We start from the raw sequence: 14,258 nt of genomic DNA, 5'->3' as shown, positions 1-14,258 counted from the left end.
CGTCGATGCGCCGCCCGGCCGTCCGGCCGACGCTCATCCGGTCAGAACTGGTAATTCACCGACATGTCGAACACGCCATTCGTCGACTGCTGCGTGATCGGGCTGCGCCTTGCGCGGCCGACGAGCTGCTCGATCGCGCCGTCCACCGTCACGAACCAGTGCTTGTTGACGAACCAGACCATCGTCATGCCGGCGCCGAACGACTTCATCCCCGCACCCGGCGAATAGGTCCGCAGCCCCGAACGCGCGGACGCCCCCTGATTCACGCCGAACCAGCCGTTCATGTAGCGCGAATCGGCGAACGACACGGTCGGGCCGGCGAACCAGAAGAAGTGCTCGTTGCTGCCCGGCATCGGCATGTACGCGGAGAAATCGCCGACCCAGCCGTTCGAGCCGCCGATGCTGCGCCGGACATCGGCGCGCAGCACGAGCGGGAATTCCTTCGAGATCACGTAATCGGCCGCGAGCTTCATCACCGGCGCCGCGTTGATGTTGTCGAGCCCGTTCAGGTGGTCGAGATCGTCGGCCGAGCGGCGCCCGAGGTCATAGCCGACCGACAGGCTCACGCGCCAGTTGGGCCCGCGCAGCACGTTCGCGCCGAGCCCGTCGCCCGTCGACAGGAAGAACAGGTCGCGATAGCGCACGTCGAAATTCGGGCCGCCCATCACGCGGTAGCGGTCGGAACCCGCGTAGCGCGGCTGCAGCGTCATCGCCGCGCCCACGCTGACCTGCCATGTGGGAACGGTCGGATTGAACAGTTTCTGCAGCGGCACCCCCGCCGAGTATTGCCATTCGCCGAGCGGCGATGGTGTCTGGGCCGACGCGTCGCGGGCGCCGGCGGCCGCGAGCGCGGCGAAGGCCGACAGGCCGGACACGAACCGGCGGGTGGCGGGTGACAACAACGGGCGAGCAACGGTCATCAAGGCGGTCTCCGTCGGTTGCGCGAAACGAACCTGCAGGAAAGCGCGTCGCGCTTGTCCAGCTGCCAGGGCAGGCAACTGACAGCGCGAACGTAGCGTGCGCTGAATTAACGAACATCCTACGCGAGCCGCAGCGAACCCGCAAAGCGCCCGTTGAGCACGGGCACTTTGCCGGGTTCCGGCACGAGCAAGCGGATGGTTGCGGAATCAGAAACGCTCGACGTGGTAGTCGCCGGCGAGCGCGGCCGGGCTGCGCTTGGACATCATGCGCGAGAACCCATCGGCGAGCCGCCCGAGCGCGAGCTGCTTCTGGCTCGCGTCCCAGTGCGTGTAGGTGTCGTAGGCGGAATCGTCGAACGACACGGTGACGGCGACCGGGCGGCCGCTGGCGCGAAAGCCGATATGCAGCACGCCGCCCGGCAACTCCTCGATGTGATAACGCAACGAGCGCGACTCGAAATAGCGGCCCAGCACCTGGGCGATCGCGCGCTTGTCCGGCGATTGCACGTGAATGTCCATGATGGTCCTCCTTTCAGTAATCGCGCGGCCGGCCGCGTTACGCTGCGTCCGTCCGGCATCCGCATCGGTGGCGGCTGCGACGGCGGATCGCCATGCGGCGGCCCGAAGGGCACGGGCGGATCGACCGGATCGTCGTGCTCGGGCCGCGTCGGGTCGGGATCGACGTCGGGTGTCGGTTCGGGGCGGTGCAGCATGGATGGCGTGTTCATGTCACTCCTGCGCGGCGGCTCGCGCGTGTCGATTGGCGCGGCGACCGTACGCAAGCAGCGTGCCCGCACATCGTCGCCGACACGCGCGGCGTCATCCGGCGTAAGCTGCAATCACCAGCGACACGATGCGCCCCTCGGCGGCGAGTTTCACCGCCAGCGTGAACGGATCGCACGCCGCGCATCGTGCAACCAGCATCCCGCCGCCCCGCGCTCGCCGCCCCCTGTGGACGGTGGTTCAACCAGCAGCGAGCGGCCGATGTGGCTACCACTCCGGCCGGCTCAATGAGCCGCGAGCGTCATGCCGCCCCACCTCGCACGGGTACGGCGCTTGCGCTTTTCGTTACGTGTAAGGAGGTTCGATCATGATCGCTCATGCCCCCGGCCGCCGCGATGCCGTGTCCCCGGCTGCCGGCCTAGTCTCGCTCGCCGCGTCGCGCAAGCCGTCCAATGACAAGACGGAGAAGCGCATCGACGAAGGGCTCGAGGAGAGTTTCCCGGCCAGCGATCCGCCCGCCGTCGGCGGCGCGACCCGTATCGACCCCGCGAAGCCGTCCGGCCCGCGCGAACGTCGCGCGCCCGACGCCCCACCACCGCCCCGCGATCACGGCTGACGGCGGCACCCCGGCCCCACCCTGCGCCACAGCGTAGCCCGGAGCCGGCATAACCGGAGTGAAGTGATGAACCGCATCGAACGTGCATGGAACGAAGTCAGCGGCGCCGCGGGCGTCGCGGCACTGGCCGCGATCGAGAGCGCAGTGGTGCTCGCCATCGTCGTGATGACGGGGGTCGGCCACTGATCATCGGTTGCGCGCCGGCCGCGGCCATCGTCGTGGAAGATGTACAAGCTGGCTGGCAAATTTCTCCGTGGCCCGGGCGCGCTGCCCGCACGGGTGCCGATTGAACGCGGCACGCGTCCTGCTTCCGGTTCGTCTCGCTCACGAAGGAGGCGTTCATGTATCGCGTCAACGAGATCATGTCGCGCGACGTAGTGTGCGTCGCGCCGACCGACACGATTCGCCATGCAGCCCAATTGATGCAGCGCTTCGACATCGGCGTGCTGCCGGTCTGCGACGGCAACGAACTCGTCGCGGTCGTGACGGACCGCGACCTCGCGGTGCGGGCACTGTCGCACGGGCATTCGCCCGACACGCCCGTGAAGGCCGTCGCCTCCGGGCCCGTGCAGTGGTGTATCGAGGACGACGGCGTCGGCGATGTCCAGCAACGGATGGCCGACTTGCAATTGCACCGGATGCCGGTGCTCGATGCGAAGCACCAGATCGTCGGCATCGTGTCGCTGGGCGACATCGCGACGCGCGCGGGCGGCCCGGCCCGCGACGAGCTGGCGAACACGCTCGAGGACGTATCCCTGCCGCGCCGCCGCTAACGCGGCCGGCCCTTCCCTGCGCGGCTGCGAGCCACTGCGCCGCGCCGCTTCGACCAGGAGAAAAGCGATGACAACGGACAGACCTTCGCCCACGCATGCGCGCATCGTCGGCGACAGCGGCCGTTCGGCCGGGGGGCCGGGGCCGGACGTGATGGCCGCCGGCACGCTGGAAGGCGATCACGTCCTGACGATCGACGGCGACGACATCGGCAAGGTCACGAACATCATGCTCGATGTCCGCTCCGGCCGGATCGCTTACGCGGTCGTGTCGTCGGGCGGCTTTCTCGGGATCGGCGGCAAGCTGCTGGCGGTGCCGTGGAATGTGCTGACGCTCGATGCCGAGCGGCACTGCTTCGTGCTGGCCGTGTCGACGGAGCGCGTGCGCGAAGCCCCCGGCTTCGACAAGGACCACTGGCCGACGATGGCCGATTCGATCTGGGCCGAGGCGCTGCACACGTACTACGGTGCGTCGCCGTACTGGCTGATCGAGGAAGGCGAAACGCCGCTCGACGCGCCGCCTTACGAGGCGTCGCCGGGCGGCCCGGAAAGCGGCACGCGGCACTGAGCGACGCTCAACCGGTTGGCCGCGCCGATCAGTGCGCGGCCGCGATTGAATTTTCGAGCTGGCGCGCGGCGTTTAGGTGCGCCTTCAGCGTCGGCAGCGAGCCGGCCGCGAACGCGCGAATCTGCGGGTCGCGCCCGTTGCGCGCTTCTGCTTCGTACAGCTTGATCGCCGCCTCGTGCGCGTTCGGCCCCACCAGCGCGACATAACTCTTGTCGAATGCGTGGCCGTTCTTGGTTCGCAGCGCCGTCACCTCCGGATCGACGACCATGCGCGCCTGCACGGGCACGCCCTTTTGCGCGCCGAGGCGGCGCAGCTGCGTGGCCATGTGGTCGTGATCGTCGATCATGCGCCGCGCGAAGGCCTTCACGTGCGGATTCGACGACCGATCGAGCGCAAGCTCGCTGGCCTGCGACGCCGTCTTGCCGATGATGCCGGCCTTGTCGACGAATTCGGCATCGATGCCGCTCGGCCGCCGCGTCATCTCCGCTTCGTCGGGGGTCTCGCCCGGACGAACGACGCCCGGCGCGACATGAATGGACGATGCCGGCGGCGCTTGCGCATGCACCGGCGTCAATGCCGGCGGGCCGAGTGCCGCGAGCATCGCCGATACCAGCATGCACGCGGTGACGGCAAGCACGACGGCTCGGTGCGGGTTACTGTCGTTCACGTTCATCCGGACCTCCGGATTCGTCGACGGATCGGCCTCGCCGAACGCTGCGGCCCATCCGTCATGCGGGACGAAGCGCGGATGTGAAGAAATCGGTCCACGCGCCGTCGCTCGATGCACCCTCGATGCGCTCAGTGGCGCCGCCCGGTGCCACCCGTCGCGTCGGCGGGCGATACGTCGACGATCACGCTGGCCAGCGTCGGAACGTCGACCGGCTTGCACAGATACGCGTCGAAGCCGGCGGCCATCACGCGGCTGCGGTCCGCCGTGCCCGCATGCGCGGTCACCGCGACGACGGGCAGGCGCCCGCCGCCGTCCGGCAAGTCGCGAATGTGGTCAAGCAGCCAGAAGCCGTCGCCGTCCGGCATCGCGAGATCGGACAGCACGACGCTCGGGTGCTGCTGCGCCACCACGTCGAGCGCGTCGTGTCCCGATTGCGCGGTCGACACCTCGGCGCCCAGCGTTTCCAGCGCGGCCGCGAGGCTGGCGCGCGACGTCGCGTCGTCGTCGACCACCAGCACGCGCCGGCCGTCGAGCGCGACCGCCGTCGACGCCCCGCTCGGCCGTACCGGATGGCCGGTCGTCGTATCGTCGGCACCCAGATCCGCCGGCAGCATGACGGTCACGGTCGTGCCGCGCCCGGCGCCTTCGCTCGCCGCCGCGACCTCGCCGCCGTGCAGCCGCGCGATGTTGCGCACGATCGACAAGCCGAGCCCTAAACCGCGTTTCGGCAACGCGGGCGCGCCTTCCGGCCGGCTGAACGTATCGAACAGGTGCGGCAGGCGTTCCGCGGAAATACCTTGACCCGTATCGGCGACCGACAGCCGCACGCGCGCGCCGGCCGGGTTCAACGACACCTTGATGCGCCCGCCCGGCGGCGTGAACTTGATCGCATTCGACAACAGGTTCGACAGCAACTGGCGCAGACGCTCGGCGTCCGCGGCGATCACGCAGCTGGGCATCGCGCACTCGGTCGACAGCTCGAGGCCGTTCGCCTGCGCGGTGTCGCCGATTTCGCGCACGGCCTCCTGCACGATCCGCACGAGGTCGACCGGCGTGCGTTCGAGCCGCACCCGGCCCGTCGCGAGCGATGACGCGTCGAGCAGGTCGCCGACCATCCGCGACAGCGAGCGCGCGCTGCGATCGATCGCGTCGATCGCCTGATGCGCGAAGCCCTGCCCCTCGCCGCTGCGCAGCACCTCGACCCAGCCGTAGATCACGTTCAGCGGCGTGCGCAGTTCATGCGACACGGTGGCCAGCAGTTCGTCCTTCATCCGGTTCGACTCGTCGGCCTGCACGCGCGCGTCGCGCGCGCCGCGCAACATGCGCAGATCGCGCTGCTCGCAGCGGCGGCGTTCGCGCGCCTCGCGCAGCGTCATCGACAAGCCGGTGCAATTGCCTTGCGCGTCGACGATCGGCGACGCCGTGAAGGTCGCGCGAAAGCGGCTGCCGTCGCGGCGCAGGCACAGGATGTCGAGCGGGCCGGCCGGCGCGCCCGCGTCCGCGAACGATGCGGGCACCGGATGTAATCGCAACCAGCGCGGCGCGATCAGCATCGTGACGTCGTGCCCGATCGCCGCCGCCGCGTCGATGCCGAAGAGGCGCCGCGCGGCCAGGTTCCAGCTCGTGATGCGCCGTGCGACATCGACGCCGACGATCGCGTCGGGCGATGCATCGACCACGCGGCGCAGCACTGTGTCGTCGACCGAGCGCGCCAGGGTTCCAGGTTCGGGTTCGCGGCGCGGCGAGCGCGCGCCGTCCTCTTCCGCATCCTCGGCGCCGCGCAGCCGGTCGTTGGCGAGCAGCGGCTTGACGGCCATCACGAGCACGCACTCGACGAAGCTGATCGCGACGAAAGCGCCGGCTTGCGAGAGGAGATCGGGCAGCGGCGCATTGCGCCACCACAAGGCGCCGATCACGGCGAGGCTCAAGGCGCTCGCGGCCACGCCGCCGGCAAACGACGTCAGCCAGGCCGCAGCCGCGACACCGGCGTAGAAAGGCAGCGGCGCGAACGGTTCGTGCATGCCGATGACGTGAATCGCCCACGCCTGCAGCACGGCCGCCACCCCGACGGCCAGCACGACCCATATGCCCTGCCGAAACAGCTCACGGGTAAAGGTCCTCATCGTTTCCCTGCATCGCACCGGCAACCGTCGCTCGACGGCATGCTGACTCGGCGGTCGGCATCCGTCACGCGTGCCGGGCGAGCTACTTGGCGCAGCAACACGCATGCCCGATTGCGACGTTGCGCGCCATCACCGCGTAATCCGCGTGAGGGCCGCCTGTCGTGGCGCTCGGCCTTGTGCGGCCTTTGGTCATGCCGAACGCGCGCTTGCAAGTGCCTTTCGCTTTTTCATTCAGCAGGTGTAAAAAGGCACCAATGGCGGGCGCGAGTCCACATACCGGCATCGCGATGCTGCAATCGCCTATTTCTTCCGGTATCGCGCCGGACATTGGAAATTTCTATGTCGGGGCACCTTTTGGTCCGGTTCGCTGTCGATGATAAATATTGCAACGAGGAAAACGGGCGATGCCGATTTTCAAAACGGCTCGCTGACGCCTATGGCTGAAACCGCAAACCGTCCGAAGCAACGCGCCGATGCACGCCAGCTGTCCGGCCGCTCCGCGGTGATGCGCACGTTGCTCGACCGTATCGAGAAAATCGCGCCGACCCGCGCGAGCGTGATGATTGCCGGCGAAAGCGGGGTCGGCAAGGATATCGTCGCGCGGCGCCTGCACGACCTGAGCGCGCGCCGCGACGGGCCGTTCGTGCCCGTCAACTGCGGCGCGATTCCGGCCGATATCGCCGAAGCGCAGTTGTTCGGCCACGAGAAAGGGAGTTTCACCGGCGCGATCGCGCAGCGCGAGGGGTTCTTCGAAGCCGCGTGCGGCGGCACGCTGCTCCTCGACGAGATCGCGGAAATGCCCGCGGCGCTGCAGGTGAAGCTGCTCCGGGCGCTCGAATCGAACACGATCGTGCGGGTCGGCGGCACCGAGTCGATTCCGCTCGACGTGCGCATCGTGTCGGCGACCCGCCACAACCCGGCCGATGCCGTGCGAGACGGCCGGCTGCGCGAGGATCTGTTCTACCGGCTCGCCGCGTTCGCACTGTATGTGCCGCCGCTGCGCCAGCGCAACGGCGACGTCGAAACGATCGCACACGAGTTCGTCGACGCCCTCAACGAGCGGCACCGCTCGCACAAGCAGCTGACCGATGCCGCGATCGCCGCGCTGCGCGCGTATTCATGGCCCGGCAACGTGCGCGAGCTGCACAACACGATCGAGCGCGCGTACATCCTCGCCGACGACGGCATCGACGTCGCGCTGCCAAAGCCAACGCTGCTGCCCGACCAAACGTCGGACGACGCAATGGCGCTGCCGCTCGGCGCGACCCTCCACTATGCGCAGCAACGGTTCATCGCGGCCACGCTGGACCACTTCGACGGCAACAAGCCGCAAGCGGCGAAAGCGCTCGGCATCAGCCTGAAGACGCTCTACAACCGGCTTGCGCTGATGCGCGACGGCGGCCCCGCCTGAGCGTCGCCGCGCGGCGGCTCGACCTGCGTCACCCGGCGCGGGTCACGCGACCTTGAACTGCCCGACCGTCGTCGCGAGCGCGTTCGCCTGCGTCTGCAGCGCGGTCGCGGCCGCGGTCGACTGTTCGACGAGCGCCGCGTTCTGCTGCACCATCTCGTCGAGCTGCGTGACCGCGCGATTCACTTCCTGGATGCCGCGCGTCTGCTCGTTCGCTGCGTGCGTGATCTCGGAGATGATCGTCGTCACGTTGGCGACGTTCGACACGATCTCGCGCATCGTATCGCCGGCCTGGCGCACCTGTCCCGACCCGGCCGACACGCTCGCCACCGTCGACTCGACCAGCACCTTCACTTCGCGCGCGGCTTGCGCGCTGCGTTGCGCGAGGCTGCGCACTTCCTGCGCGACGACCGCGAAACCGCGGCCCTGCTCGCCGGCGCGCGCCGCTTCGACGGCCGCGTTCAGCGCGAGGATGTTGGTCTGGAACGCGATGCCGTCGATCACGCCGATGATGTCGCCGATCCGGCCCGACGCTTCCTCGATCTTCCCCATCGTCGCCACCACGTCCGACACGACCACGCCGCCGTGCGACGCGATCCGCGACGCCGCGGCCGCGCGTTCGTCGGCCTGGCCGGCAGCCGCCGCCGACTGACCGACCGTCGCGGTGATCTCTTCCATCGACGCCGCTGTTTCCTCGAGGCTCGCCGCCGCCGATTCGGTGCGCGACGACAGGTCCTGGTTGCCCGCGGCGATTTCGTTCGCGGCCGTGCGCACCGATTCGCTCGCGTCGCGGATCTGCCGCATCACGTCGTTCAACTTGTCGACGAAACTGTTGAACGAGCGCGCGATATCGGCCACTTCGTCGCGGCCTTCGGCCGGCAGGCGCTGCGTCAGGTCGCCCGTGCCCGAGCCGATCGACGCCATCGCCTGACGCACCTGCGACAGGCGGCGGAATGCGGTCGTGGTGATCGCGCCGATGATCAGCGACGCGACGCCGACGATCACGACCAGCGTGACCAGCGACGCGGTCAGCAGCGAGCGCATCCCGGCCGTCGCTTCCGACTTGTCGAGCAGCACCAGCGCATACCAGTCGGTGCCCGGCACGGCCTGCGCGCGCGCGAGCTTCGCGTCGCCGCCGACGTGCACTTCGACCGGCGCGGTGGCCGCGGCCAGCGACGCGGCGCTCATGCCGCCGAGGTCGGGCGATACATCCGCCACCGGCTTCAGCGTGAGCTTCGCGTCGGGATGCGCGACGACGTGGCCGTTGCTGTCGATCAGCATCCCGAAGCTCGCGGGCGTCGGGTGGATCGACTTCACGTTCGCGATCACGCTGTCCATCGCGACATCGGCCGCGACGACGCCCTTCAGCGCGCCGTCGCGCAGGATCGGCACCGCGAACGTGACGACCAGGTTGCCGGTACCCGCGTCGACGTAAGGCGGCGTGACGACCGGCTTGCCGGCCTGCGCGGCCTGCTTGTACCACGGGCGGCCGGTCGGATCGTAGTCGGGCGGGATGCCGGTCGGGTCGGAGAAATGGAACACCTTGTCCGCGTAGCCCGCGTACACGTTCGTGAAGCCGCCGGCAGCGGCCATCTGCTTGAACGCCGGCAGCGGATCCGGCGACAGCGCGGCGTCCTGCAGCGACGCGATCATCCGGCTCCTGGTCGCGACCCAGTCGCCGATGCCGACCACATGGCCGCTCGCGACGGAAGTCAGGTTGCGGTCGATCGCGTCTTCGTTGTACGAGCGCGCGATGAAATAGTTGATCAGCGTGGTGGCGACGAGCGCGAAGACGACGATGGCGACGCACGCGGCAAGAATACGGGTCCGGATGGACGAAAACATGGCAACGACTCGGTAAGGAAGCGGGACCGCCCGGTGGACGGATTCACCGGGTAAACGGCATCCGCGCCACTTACTTGAGGCCGTTGCGGCAATTCAATGAAACATGTGAAGAAAGGCGTGCCGGCGCGTAAGCGCGTTGTAGGCGCGCGGGGCGGCGGTTTGCGCTGCGAGATGGCGCGTGCGCCGGTCGAAGACCGGCCGCGGCCCGAGTGCACCAGTGACGTTGATCGCGGCGAGCGTCCGTCACAAACGGCGATCGGCACGCGTGTCCGGCTCCTTGTGCTGCGTACCGGACGAGGTGTCGCGCTCGAGGTCGTCCTGTCTGCGCATCCGTTCGCGCAGGTGACGAATCGCGAACACGTGGATGTAGTCGTGCACGCGGGCATCGGACGACAACGCACGCACTTCGTCGTCGAGCATCGTGCGCAACTGGTCGTCGCCGATCTCGCGCTGTTCGGCGACGGCTTTCAAGGCTTCAAGCATGGTGTCCTGTTGTGACATCGACGGGCTCCTGACGGTCGAGGAACGAAAGGAAAAAAGACGCTACCGGAAGATTAAGGACTGAACGGCCGCCCGGCGTACGATGCGCCGAAGCGTGTTTGCGCGCGATCAACGGCACCTTGCGTGCCGCCGCGCCGATCGATTGCCGGATCGGCCCGCGCGGGATTCGCGGTGCACATGGCCCGCGAACGACTGGAAGGATTGCCACGCCACCCCGAGGCGCGGCACCGCCGGTCGCGCGGACGATGGAACCGTCGCGCGACGCCGATGCAGTGAGCAACTTAGACCGGTCGAAATCCTGCGTCAAGCAAAGCGCGCCGGCTGCGATTCGTCTGTTTTTATGCACCGCATCGCCGCGCGCACGTGGCGTGCCGCGGGCCGCGCATCGCGCCGCGGCGGTCGAACGCCGGTGCCGTTTGTCAGCGGATTCCGATAGGCCGCACGTAATGTCTGACAACGAGTTCAGCGCGCGCCGATTGGCAGCGCGGTATCGGTGACGGATACTGATGTCATGAACGATACGTTCATATCCGGTCATCGCTCAGCCGGCCGTTGAGTCGGCATGCGGGGTCCGGCGCAGGAGACCAATCATGGGACATCGCAATTTCCCGGCCCGGGACGTACGGCGGCACACGCTGTCCGCGCCCGCCGCGCCGGCCGGTATCCAGCCGCCCGACGATCTCGACGCGTTGCTCGCGATCGCGCGCGAAGCGGGCTTGCTCGTGATGCTCGACGGGCAGATCGGACGCGAAAAATACCAGAGTGTCGCGGGGTCGGTGCTCGCGCTGCAGCGGTTCGCCGCTGCGCTGCGCGCGCGGGCCGACGCCGACACACCGGCCGTTGCCGTCGCGGAGCCGCGCCGCAAGGGGCGACCCGGCTGGCCGCGGTTGTGCAATCGCACACCGGGCGGACGAGGACATCCGCATGGCGTGCGTCGCGGCGCCTGCGTATGCCGCATGACCAGACGCGGGCACGACCAGCGAACGATGCGCTACGTATGAGAGCCTGAACGCAGCAGGCGCGGCACGGGGCCGCGCGATGGCTGCGGCGGCTGCGACATCCATCCGGCCGCGAGCGCTGCGCGCCTCGCTTTGCCGTCATTCGCGCCGATCCGCCGTCGCGCGATCGCGTACCACCACGCGCCGATTCATCCGGCGACATCGATTAAGACAATACCTGCGAGGAAAGTAGTCTGCACGGGGCCAGGAAGCGGACGGGGTGAGATACACCCCGTCCGTCGTTCCAAGGCAGCCGTCGGCTGCCTACCCTCGTGCCGGAGAGTTCTTGATCGGCTCACGCGCCACGCGATGCGTGGCACCGCTCCGGAAATCTGTTGATCACAACGATCTCGGACATGCGTGCGTTCGGCCTGCGTTCGCGCGGCTCGCACTCGACGCGTCGAATCGCAACGTCACGTACGGACGACAGCCGGTCCGCCGCGCCGGACGTTGTGTCACTGTCTCACGCGCGGCGCACGGCGTTTCTGACGCAGGTCAACGAAATCCCGCTTCACCTGCATCGCCCTGCGCTCTTCACGCGTCGCCGCGCACGAGCAGCACCGGCACCTGCGCGAGATGCGCGACCCGGCGCGCGACGCTGCCGATCAGCCAGGCGGCGATGCCGCGCCGGCCGTGCGTGCCGACCACCAGCAGTTCCGCATGCCAGTGCACCGCGTCGCGCATCAGTGCATGGGCGACGTCGTCACTGGTCGGACGGGTTTCGACGATGCCGCGCTTGGCCGGGTTCCCCGCCGCATGGAACAGCGGGCCGATCCGGGCCAGCGCATCCTCGCCTTCCGCGCGATAGGCGTCCTCGAGCGCGCGCACCGGCACGAGATCCGTCAGACGCACCGCGCGATCGACAACGTAGGCTGCGTACAGCAGCGTCGTCGGCGCCGCGAAGCCAAGGCCGACGCGCACCGCGTGCAGCGACGGCTCGCTGCCGTCGACCGCGAACATCAGGCGCTGCAGCGGGCCGTCCGCCGGCCGCGCATAGTCGGCCGGCACGATCAGCAGCGCGCAGCGTGCGCGCGCGGCCAGCGTGTCGGACATCGCGCCTTCGACGAGCCGCAGCAGCCCGTGGTGCGGATTCGCACCGACCACGAGCACGTCGGCATGCCATCCCGACGTCTCGTTCGCGAGTGCATCCGCAACCGTACCGCCCGTGACCGATGTATCGAGGATCACCTGCTCGACGGCCACGCCGCTGCCGGCGAACAGTGCGGCGGTGCGTTCGAGTGTCGCCTGCGCTTCGTGCATCATTTCTTCGCGCGCCGATGTCAGCAGCGCGTCGACGCGCGGGATGTCGGGCAGCACGAGGCGCGGATTGTCGATCGCGCAGACGATGCGCACCTGCATGCCGGGGCGCAGCAGCGTTCGCGTATAGCGCGCGGCGGACAGCGACTCGGGCGTCAGATCGACGGCCAGCGCGATGCGCGCGAGCGGCGGGATGGTCGGGGTGGTTTGCATGGCGAAGGCCTCTGTGGACGCGTCGTCGCGGACGACGACCGGAGCTTCGCGCGGCAGCGGCACGCGGCGGGCGGAAGGCCGGCGTGGCGCGGGATCGTGGGATGGCCACGCGAAGCGCGGACAAGCGATTCCGACAGGATATGACGTCCGGCCGGGGCTTGCATGATCGGGATCAAACCCAGGGGTGGGCTGCGCTGCGCGGATGGTTGGCACGGGTCTTGCGGCGGCCTTTGGCTGTATGGCTTACGGCGCGGCCCATGCGGATGCGCCCGCGCGGTTCGAATGGAACACCGCGCACGCGATGCCGAGCCGTGCGATCCACACCGGGCCGATCAGGAGCGTCACGCGCGTGTCGGACTTGGCGTCTCCATGTCTTTTATTCTCTCGATCACGCGCAGTCCGCAACCATCGAAATCACAACTAGGATTTAATCAACTCCAGAGCAATAGCCAGCCTCTCCCGAACATCGCGAGAGTGCCGCTTACTCTGGTATGCAGCGAGTTCAATCATGCGTAATTTCGGCGGATAAGACCGCACCTTCTGACCTCTCACAATCTCAATCTGCGCGATGCCCGTCGGGCTGACCAATACCCAATAAATATCTTCAGCCTGATCCGGTATCCAATGAATCACAAATGCGCGCGTCAAATCCGGAAAAAAGCCACGCAGTGCCATACCCAATGTATCTGGATTATCGTCCAAGAGTAGATCGTCGGATCGCTGTGTCAGCTGATGTCGTATTGCTCTCTCCCTTTTTTGCCTGCTCGAATTCATTTCAATTCTCCGGGGATGCGCTCTGATTTCCGAATTTTTCTATCAAAAATATCATGACACAGGGCACCGGCTTGATCGAGAGGCGTGCGTGCCTGCAATTCGCAGCAATTTTAGTTAACTCGAACGTTGGGTTCGGTGACGCACCTTATCCATAAAACTGACAAATTGCATCTCGCACTACACGCTGAAATTCCCCGCGCGTCAAAATAAATTCATGAACAACCGATGCATCCTCTTCATCGCCCCATATTAGCTTGGCCCGATCACCCAGCTCGACAAGGAAAACCTGAAATCCAGCATCCAACAGGCTACCGACAGAAACCAAGTGCGTGTAATCACTAAATTCTGCATCCGAATCCATTCCTGGAAATGCCTTTTCAACAAGCTTCGCGTCTGATGTCGACGCTGGCAAGTCAAACAACTCCTTGCCCTCAACATCATTGCTTAAACAATTTACCGAGGACAGTAGATTTATATCAGCACCGAGTGTCGATTTTAGTGACCATATAAGATTGCCACCAATGAAATATGAAAAGCAACCATTCTTAAAGCAATCCGTAGACCAAGACTCAACCGAATCACACCAAATAGCAAATACATCAGGATTTCCGATTAACACGTCACCTCCTAGTTGATGTCAGTCAATATTGATTTTTGGGAGTTATCATTGGAGTTGCGCCGCGCCGTGGGGTATATTTAACCCGCAACCCGGTCAAGATTACGATATCTTTATGGATTGGAAAAAGAAAAGTTGTTGGATAGATGTTCGACACATTGATGGTCACGGACAAGCCCCTCCACCGTCCTTGTCGGCCGTGGACTTTGCGGCATCCCGATCACGACACTGCGCGATGAATACTTCACTGTGGACA

14 protein-coding genes are annotated in these 14,258 nt (G+C 66.9%); 5 read left to right on the top strand and 9 right to left on the bottom strand.

Annotation, left to right across the window (positions count from 1 at the left end):
- Positions 1–41: 41 nt before the first annotated feature.
- Both BAMB_RS19080 and BAMB_RS19075 read right to left on the bottom strand, forming a co-directional pair.
- The gene (locus tag BAMB_RS19080) at positions 42–920 is read right to left on the bottom strand and encodes a MipA/OmpV family protein (RefSeq protein ID WP_011658806.1); all 879 of its coding nucleotides are present in this window, start codon (positions 918–920) and stop codon (positions 42–44) included.
- A 207-nt stretch (positions 921–1,127) separates the two neighbouring features.
- Positions 1,128–1,439: an ATP-binding protein gene (locus BAMB_RS19075; protein ID WP_006750981.1), complete on the bottom strand. Its 312-nt coding sequence runs from the start codon at positions 1,437–1,439 to the stop codon at positions 1,128–1,130.
- 571 nt (positions 1,440–2,010) lie between these two features.
- Here BAMB_RS19075 and BAMB_RS19070 point away from each other — a divergent pair.
- From BAMB_RS19070 to BAMB_RS19060, 3 genes are all read left to right on the top strand, one after another.
- Positions 2,011–2,259 carry a hypothetical protein gene (locus tag BAMB_RS19070; protein ID WP_011658805.1) on the top strand — a complete coding sequence of 83 codons (249 nt, stop codon included), beginning with the start codon at positions 2,011–2,013 and terminating at the stop codon, positions 2,257–2,259.
- Positions 2,260–2,600: 341 nt separating this feature from the next.
- Positions 2,601–3,032, top strand: coding sequence for a CBS domain-containing protein (locus BAMB_RS19065; protein WP_011658804.1), 432 nt, complete (start codon positions 2,601–2,603; stop codon positions 3,030–3,032).
- A gap of 67 nt (positions 3,033–3,099) precedes the next feature.
- Entirely contained in the window at positions 3,100–3,597 is a 498-nt protein-coding gene (locus BAMB_RS19060) for a PRC-barrel domain-containing protein (protein WP_011658803.1), read from the top strand.
- 28 nt (positions 3,598–3,625) lie between these two features.
- Here BAMB_RS19060 and BAMB_RS19055 read toward each other — a convergent pair whose 3' ends face one another.
- On the bottom strand, positions 3,626–4,270 hold the full coding sequence (locus BAMB_RS19055) for a DUF4142 domain-containing protein (protein WP_011658802.1): 645 nt from the start codon (positions 4,268–4,270) through the stop codon (positions 3,626–3,628).
- A gap of 125 nt (positions 4,271–4,395) precedes the next feature.
- On the bottom strand, positions 4,396–6,390 hold the full coding sequence (locus tag BAMB_RS19050) for a hybrid sensor histidine kinase/response regulator (RefSeq protein ID WP_011658801.1): 1,995 nt from the start codon (positions 6,388–6,390) through the stop codon (positions 4,396–4,398).
- A 373-nt stretch (positions 6,391–6,763) separates the two neighbouring features.
- Here BAMB_RS19050 and BAMB_RS19045 point away from each other — a divergent pair, with 373 nt between their 5' ends.
- Positions 6,764–7,801 (top strand): sigma-54 interaction domain-containing protein, encoded by a 1,038-nt coding sequence (locus tag BAMB_RS19045; RefSeq protein ID WP_011658799.1) that lies wholly within the window; start codon positions 6,764–6,766, stop codon positions 7,799–7,801.
- A gap of 42 nt (positions 7,802–7,843) precedes the next feature.
- Here BAMB_RS19045 and BAMB_RS19040 read toward each other — a convergent pair whose 3' ends face one another.
- Together BAMB_RS19040 and BAMB_RS19035 are read right to left on the bottom strand one after the other, a co-directional pair.
- Positions 7,844–9,643: a methyl-accepting chemotaxis protein gene (locus tag BAMB_RS19040; protein WP_011658798.1), complete on the bottom strand. Its 1,800-nt coding sequence runs from the start codon at positions 9,641–9,643 to the stop codon at positions 7,844–7,846.
- A 243-nt stretch (positions 9,644–9,886) separates the two neighbouring features.
- Complete coding sequence (locus BAMB_RS19035; protein ID WP_011658797.1) at positions 9,887–10,144, bottom strand: DUF3562 domain-containing protein; 258 nt, start codon at positions 10,142–10,144, stop codon at positions 9,887–9,889.
- Between the two features lie 590 nt (positions 10,145–10,734).
- Here BAMB_RS19035 and BAMB_RS19030 point away from each other — a divergent pair.
- Entirely contained in the window at positions 10,735–11,145 is a 411-nt protein-coding gene (locus tag BAMB_RS19030) for a hypothetical protein (RefSeq protein WP_011658795.1), read from the top strand.
- A gap of 531 nt (positions 11,146–11,676) precedes the next feature.
- Here the strand turns inward: BAMB_RS19030 and BAMB_RS19025 are convergent.
- The 3 genes from BAMB_RS19025 to BAMB_RS34055 all read right to left on the bottom strand — a co-directional run bounded on the left by BAMB_RS19025 (position 11,677) and on the right by BAMB_RS34055 (position 14,005).
- The gene (locus tag BAMB_RS19025; protein ID WP_011658794.1) at positions 11,677–12,612 is read right to left on the bottom strand and encodes a universal stress protein; all 936 of its coding nucleotides are present in this window, start codon (positions 12,610–12,612) and stop codon (positions 11,677–11,679) included.
- Positions 12,613–13,032: 420 nt separating this feature from the next.
- Positions 13,033–13,314, bottom strand: a complete 282-nt coding sequence (locus BAMB_RS19020) for a hypothetical protein (protein WP_127456172.1) — start codon at positions 13,312–13,314, stop codon at positions 13,033–13,035.
- A 217-nt stretch (positions 13,315–13,531) separates the two neighbouring features.
- Positions 13,532–14,005, bottom strand: a complete 474-nt coding sequence (locus BAMB_RS34055; RefSeq protein WP_011658792.1) for an immunity 42 family protein — start codon at positions 14,003–14,005, stop codon at positions 13,532–13,534.
- Between the last annotated feature and the right edge of the window lie 253 nt (positions 14,006–14,258).

The organism is Burkholderia ambifaria AMMD, from assembly GCF_000203915.1.
Classification (GTDB): Bacteria; Pseudomonadota; Gammaproteobacteria; order Burkholderiales; family Burkholderiaceae; genus Burkholderia; species Burkholderia ambifaria.
The sequence above is the reverse complement of the archived record's forward strand: the minus strand, read 5'-3'. Positions and strand labels throughout refer to the sequence as shown.

Excerpts from the sequence above, each read along its gene's own strand:
- BAMB_RS19080 (WP_011658806.1), bottom strand. The coding sequence starts at position 920 with ATGACCGTTGCTCGCCCGTTGTTGTCACCCGCCACCCGCCGGTTCGTG.
- BAMB_RS19075 (WP_006750981.1), bottom strand. The coding sequence starts at position 1,439 with ATGGACATTCACGTGCAATCGCCGGACAAGCGCGCGATCGCCCAGGTG.
- BAMB_RS19070 (WP_011658805.1), top strand. The coding sequence starts at position 2,011 with ATGATCGCTCATGCCCCCGGCCGCCGCGATGCCGTGTCCCCGGCTGCC.
- BAMB_RS19065 (WP_011658804.1), top strand. The coding sequence starts at position 2,601 with ATGTATCGCGTCAACGAGATCATGTCGCGCGACGTAGTGTGCGTCGCG.
- BAMB_RS19060 (WP_011658803.1), top strand. The coding sequence starts at position 3,100 with ATGACAACGGACAGACCTTCGCCCACGCATGCGCGCATCGTCGGCGAC.
- BAMB_RS19055 (WP_011658802.1), bottom strand. The coding sequence starts at position 4,270 with ATGAACGTGAACGACAGTAACCCGCACCGAGCCGTCGTGCTTGCCGTC.
- BAMB_RS19050 (WP_011658801.1), bottom strand. The coding sequence starts at position 6,390 with ATGAGGACCTTTACCCGTGAGCTGTTTCGGCAGGGCATATGGGTCGTG.
- BAMB_RS19045 (WP_011658799.1), top strand. The coding sequence starts at position 6,764 with ATGATAAATATTGCAACGAGGAAAACGGGCGATGCCGATTTTCAAAAC.
- BAMB_RS19040 (WP_011658798.1), bottom strand. The coding sequence starts at position 9,643 with ATGTTTTCGTCCATCCGGACCCGTATTCTTGCCGCGTGCGTCGCCATC.
- BAMB_RS19035 (WP_011658797.1), bottom strand. The coding sequence starts at position 10,144 with ATGTCACAACAGGACACCATGCTTGAAGCCTTGAAAGCCGTCGCCGAA.
- BAMB_RS19030 (WP_011658795.1), top strand. The coding sequence starts at position 10,735 with ATGGGACATCGCAATTTCCCGGCCCGGGACGTACGGCGGCACACGCTG.
- BAMB_RS19025 (WP_011658794.1), bottom strand. The coding sequence starts at position 12,612 with ATGCAAACCACCCCGACCATCCCGCCGCTCGCGCGCATCGCGCTGGCC.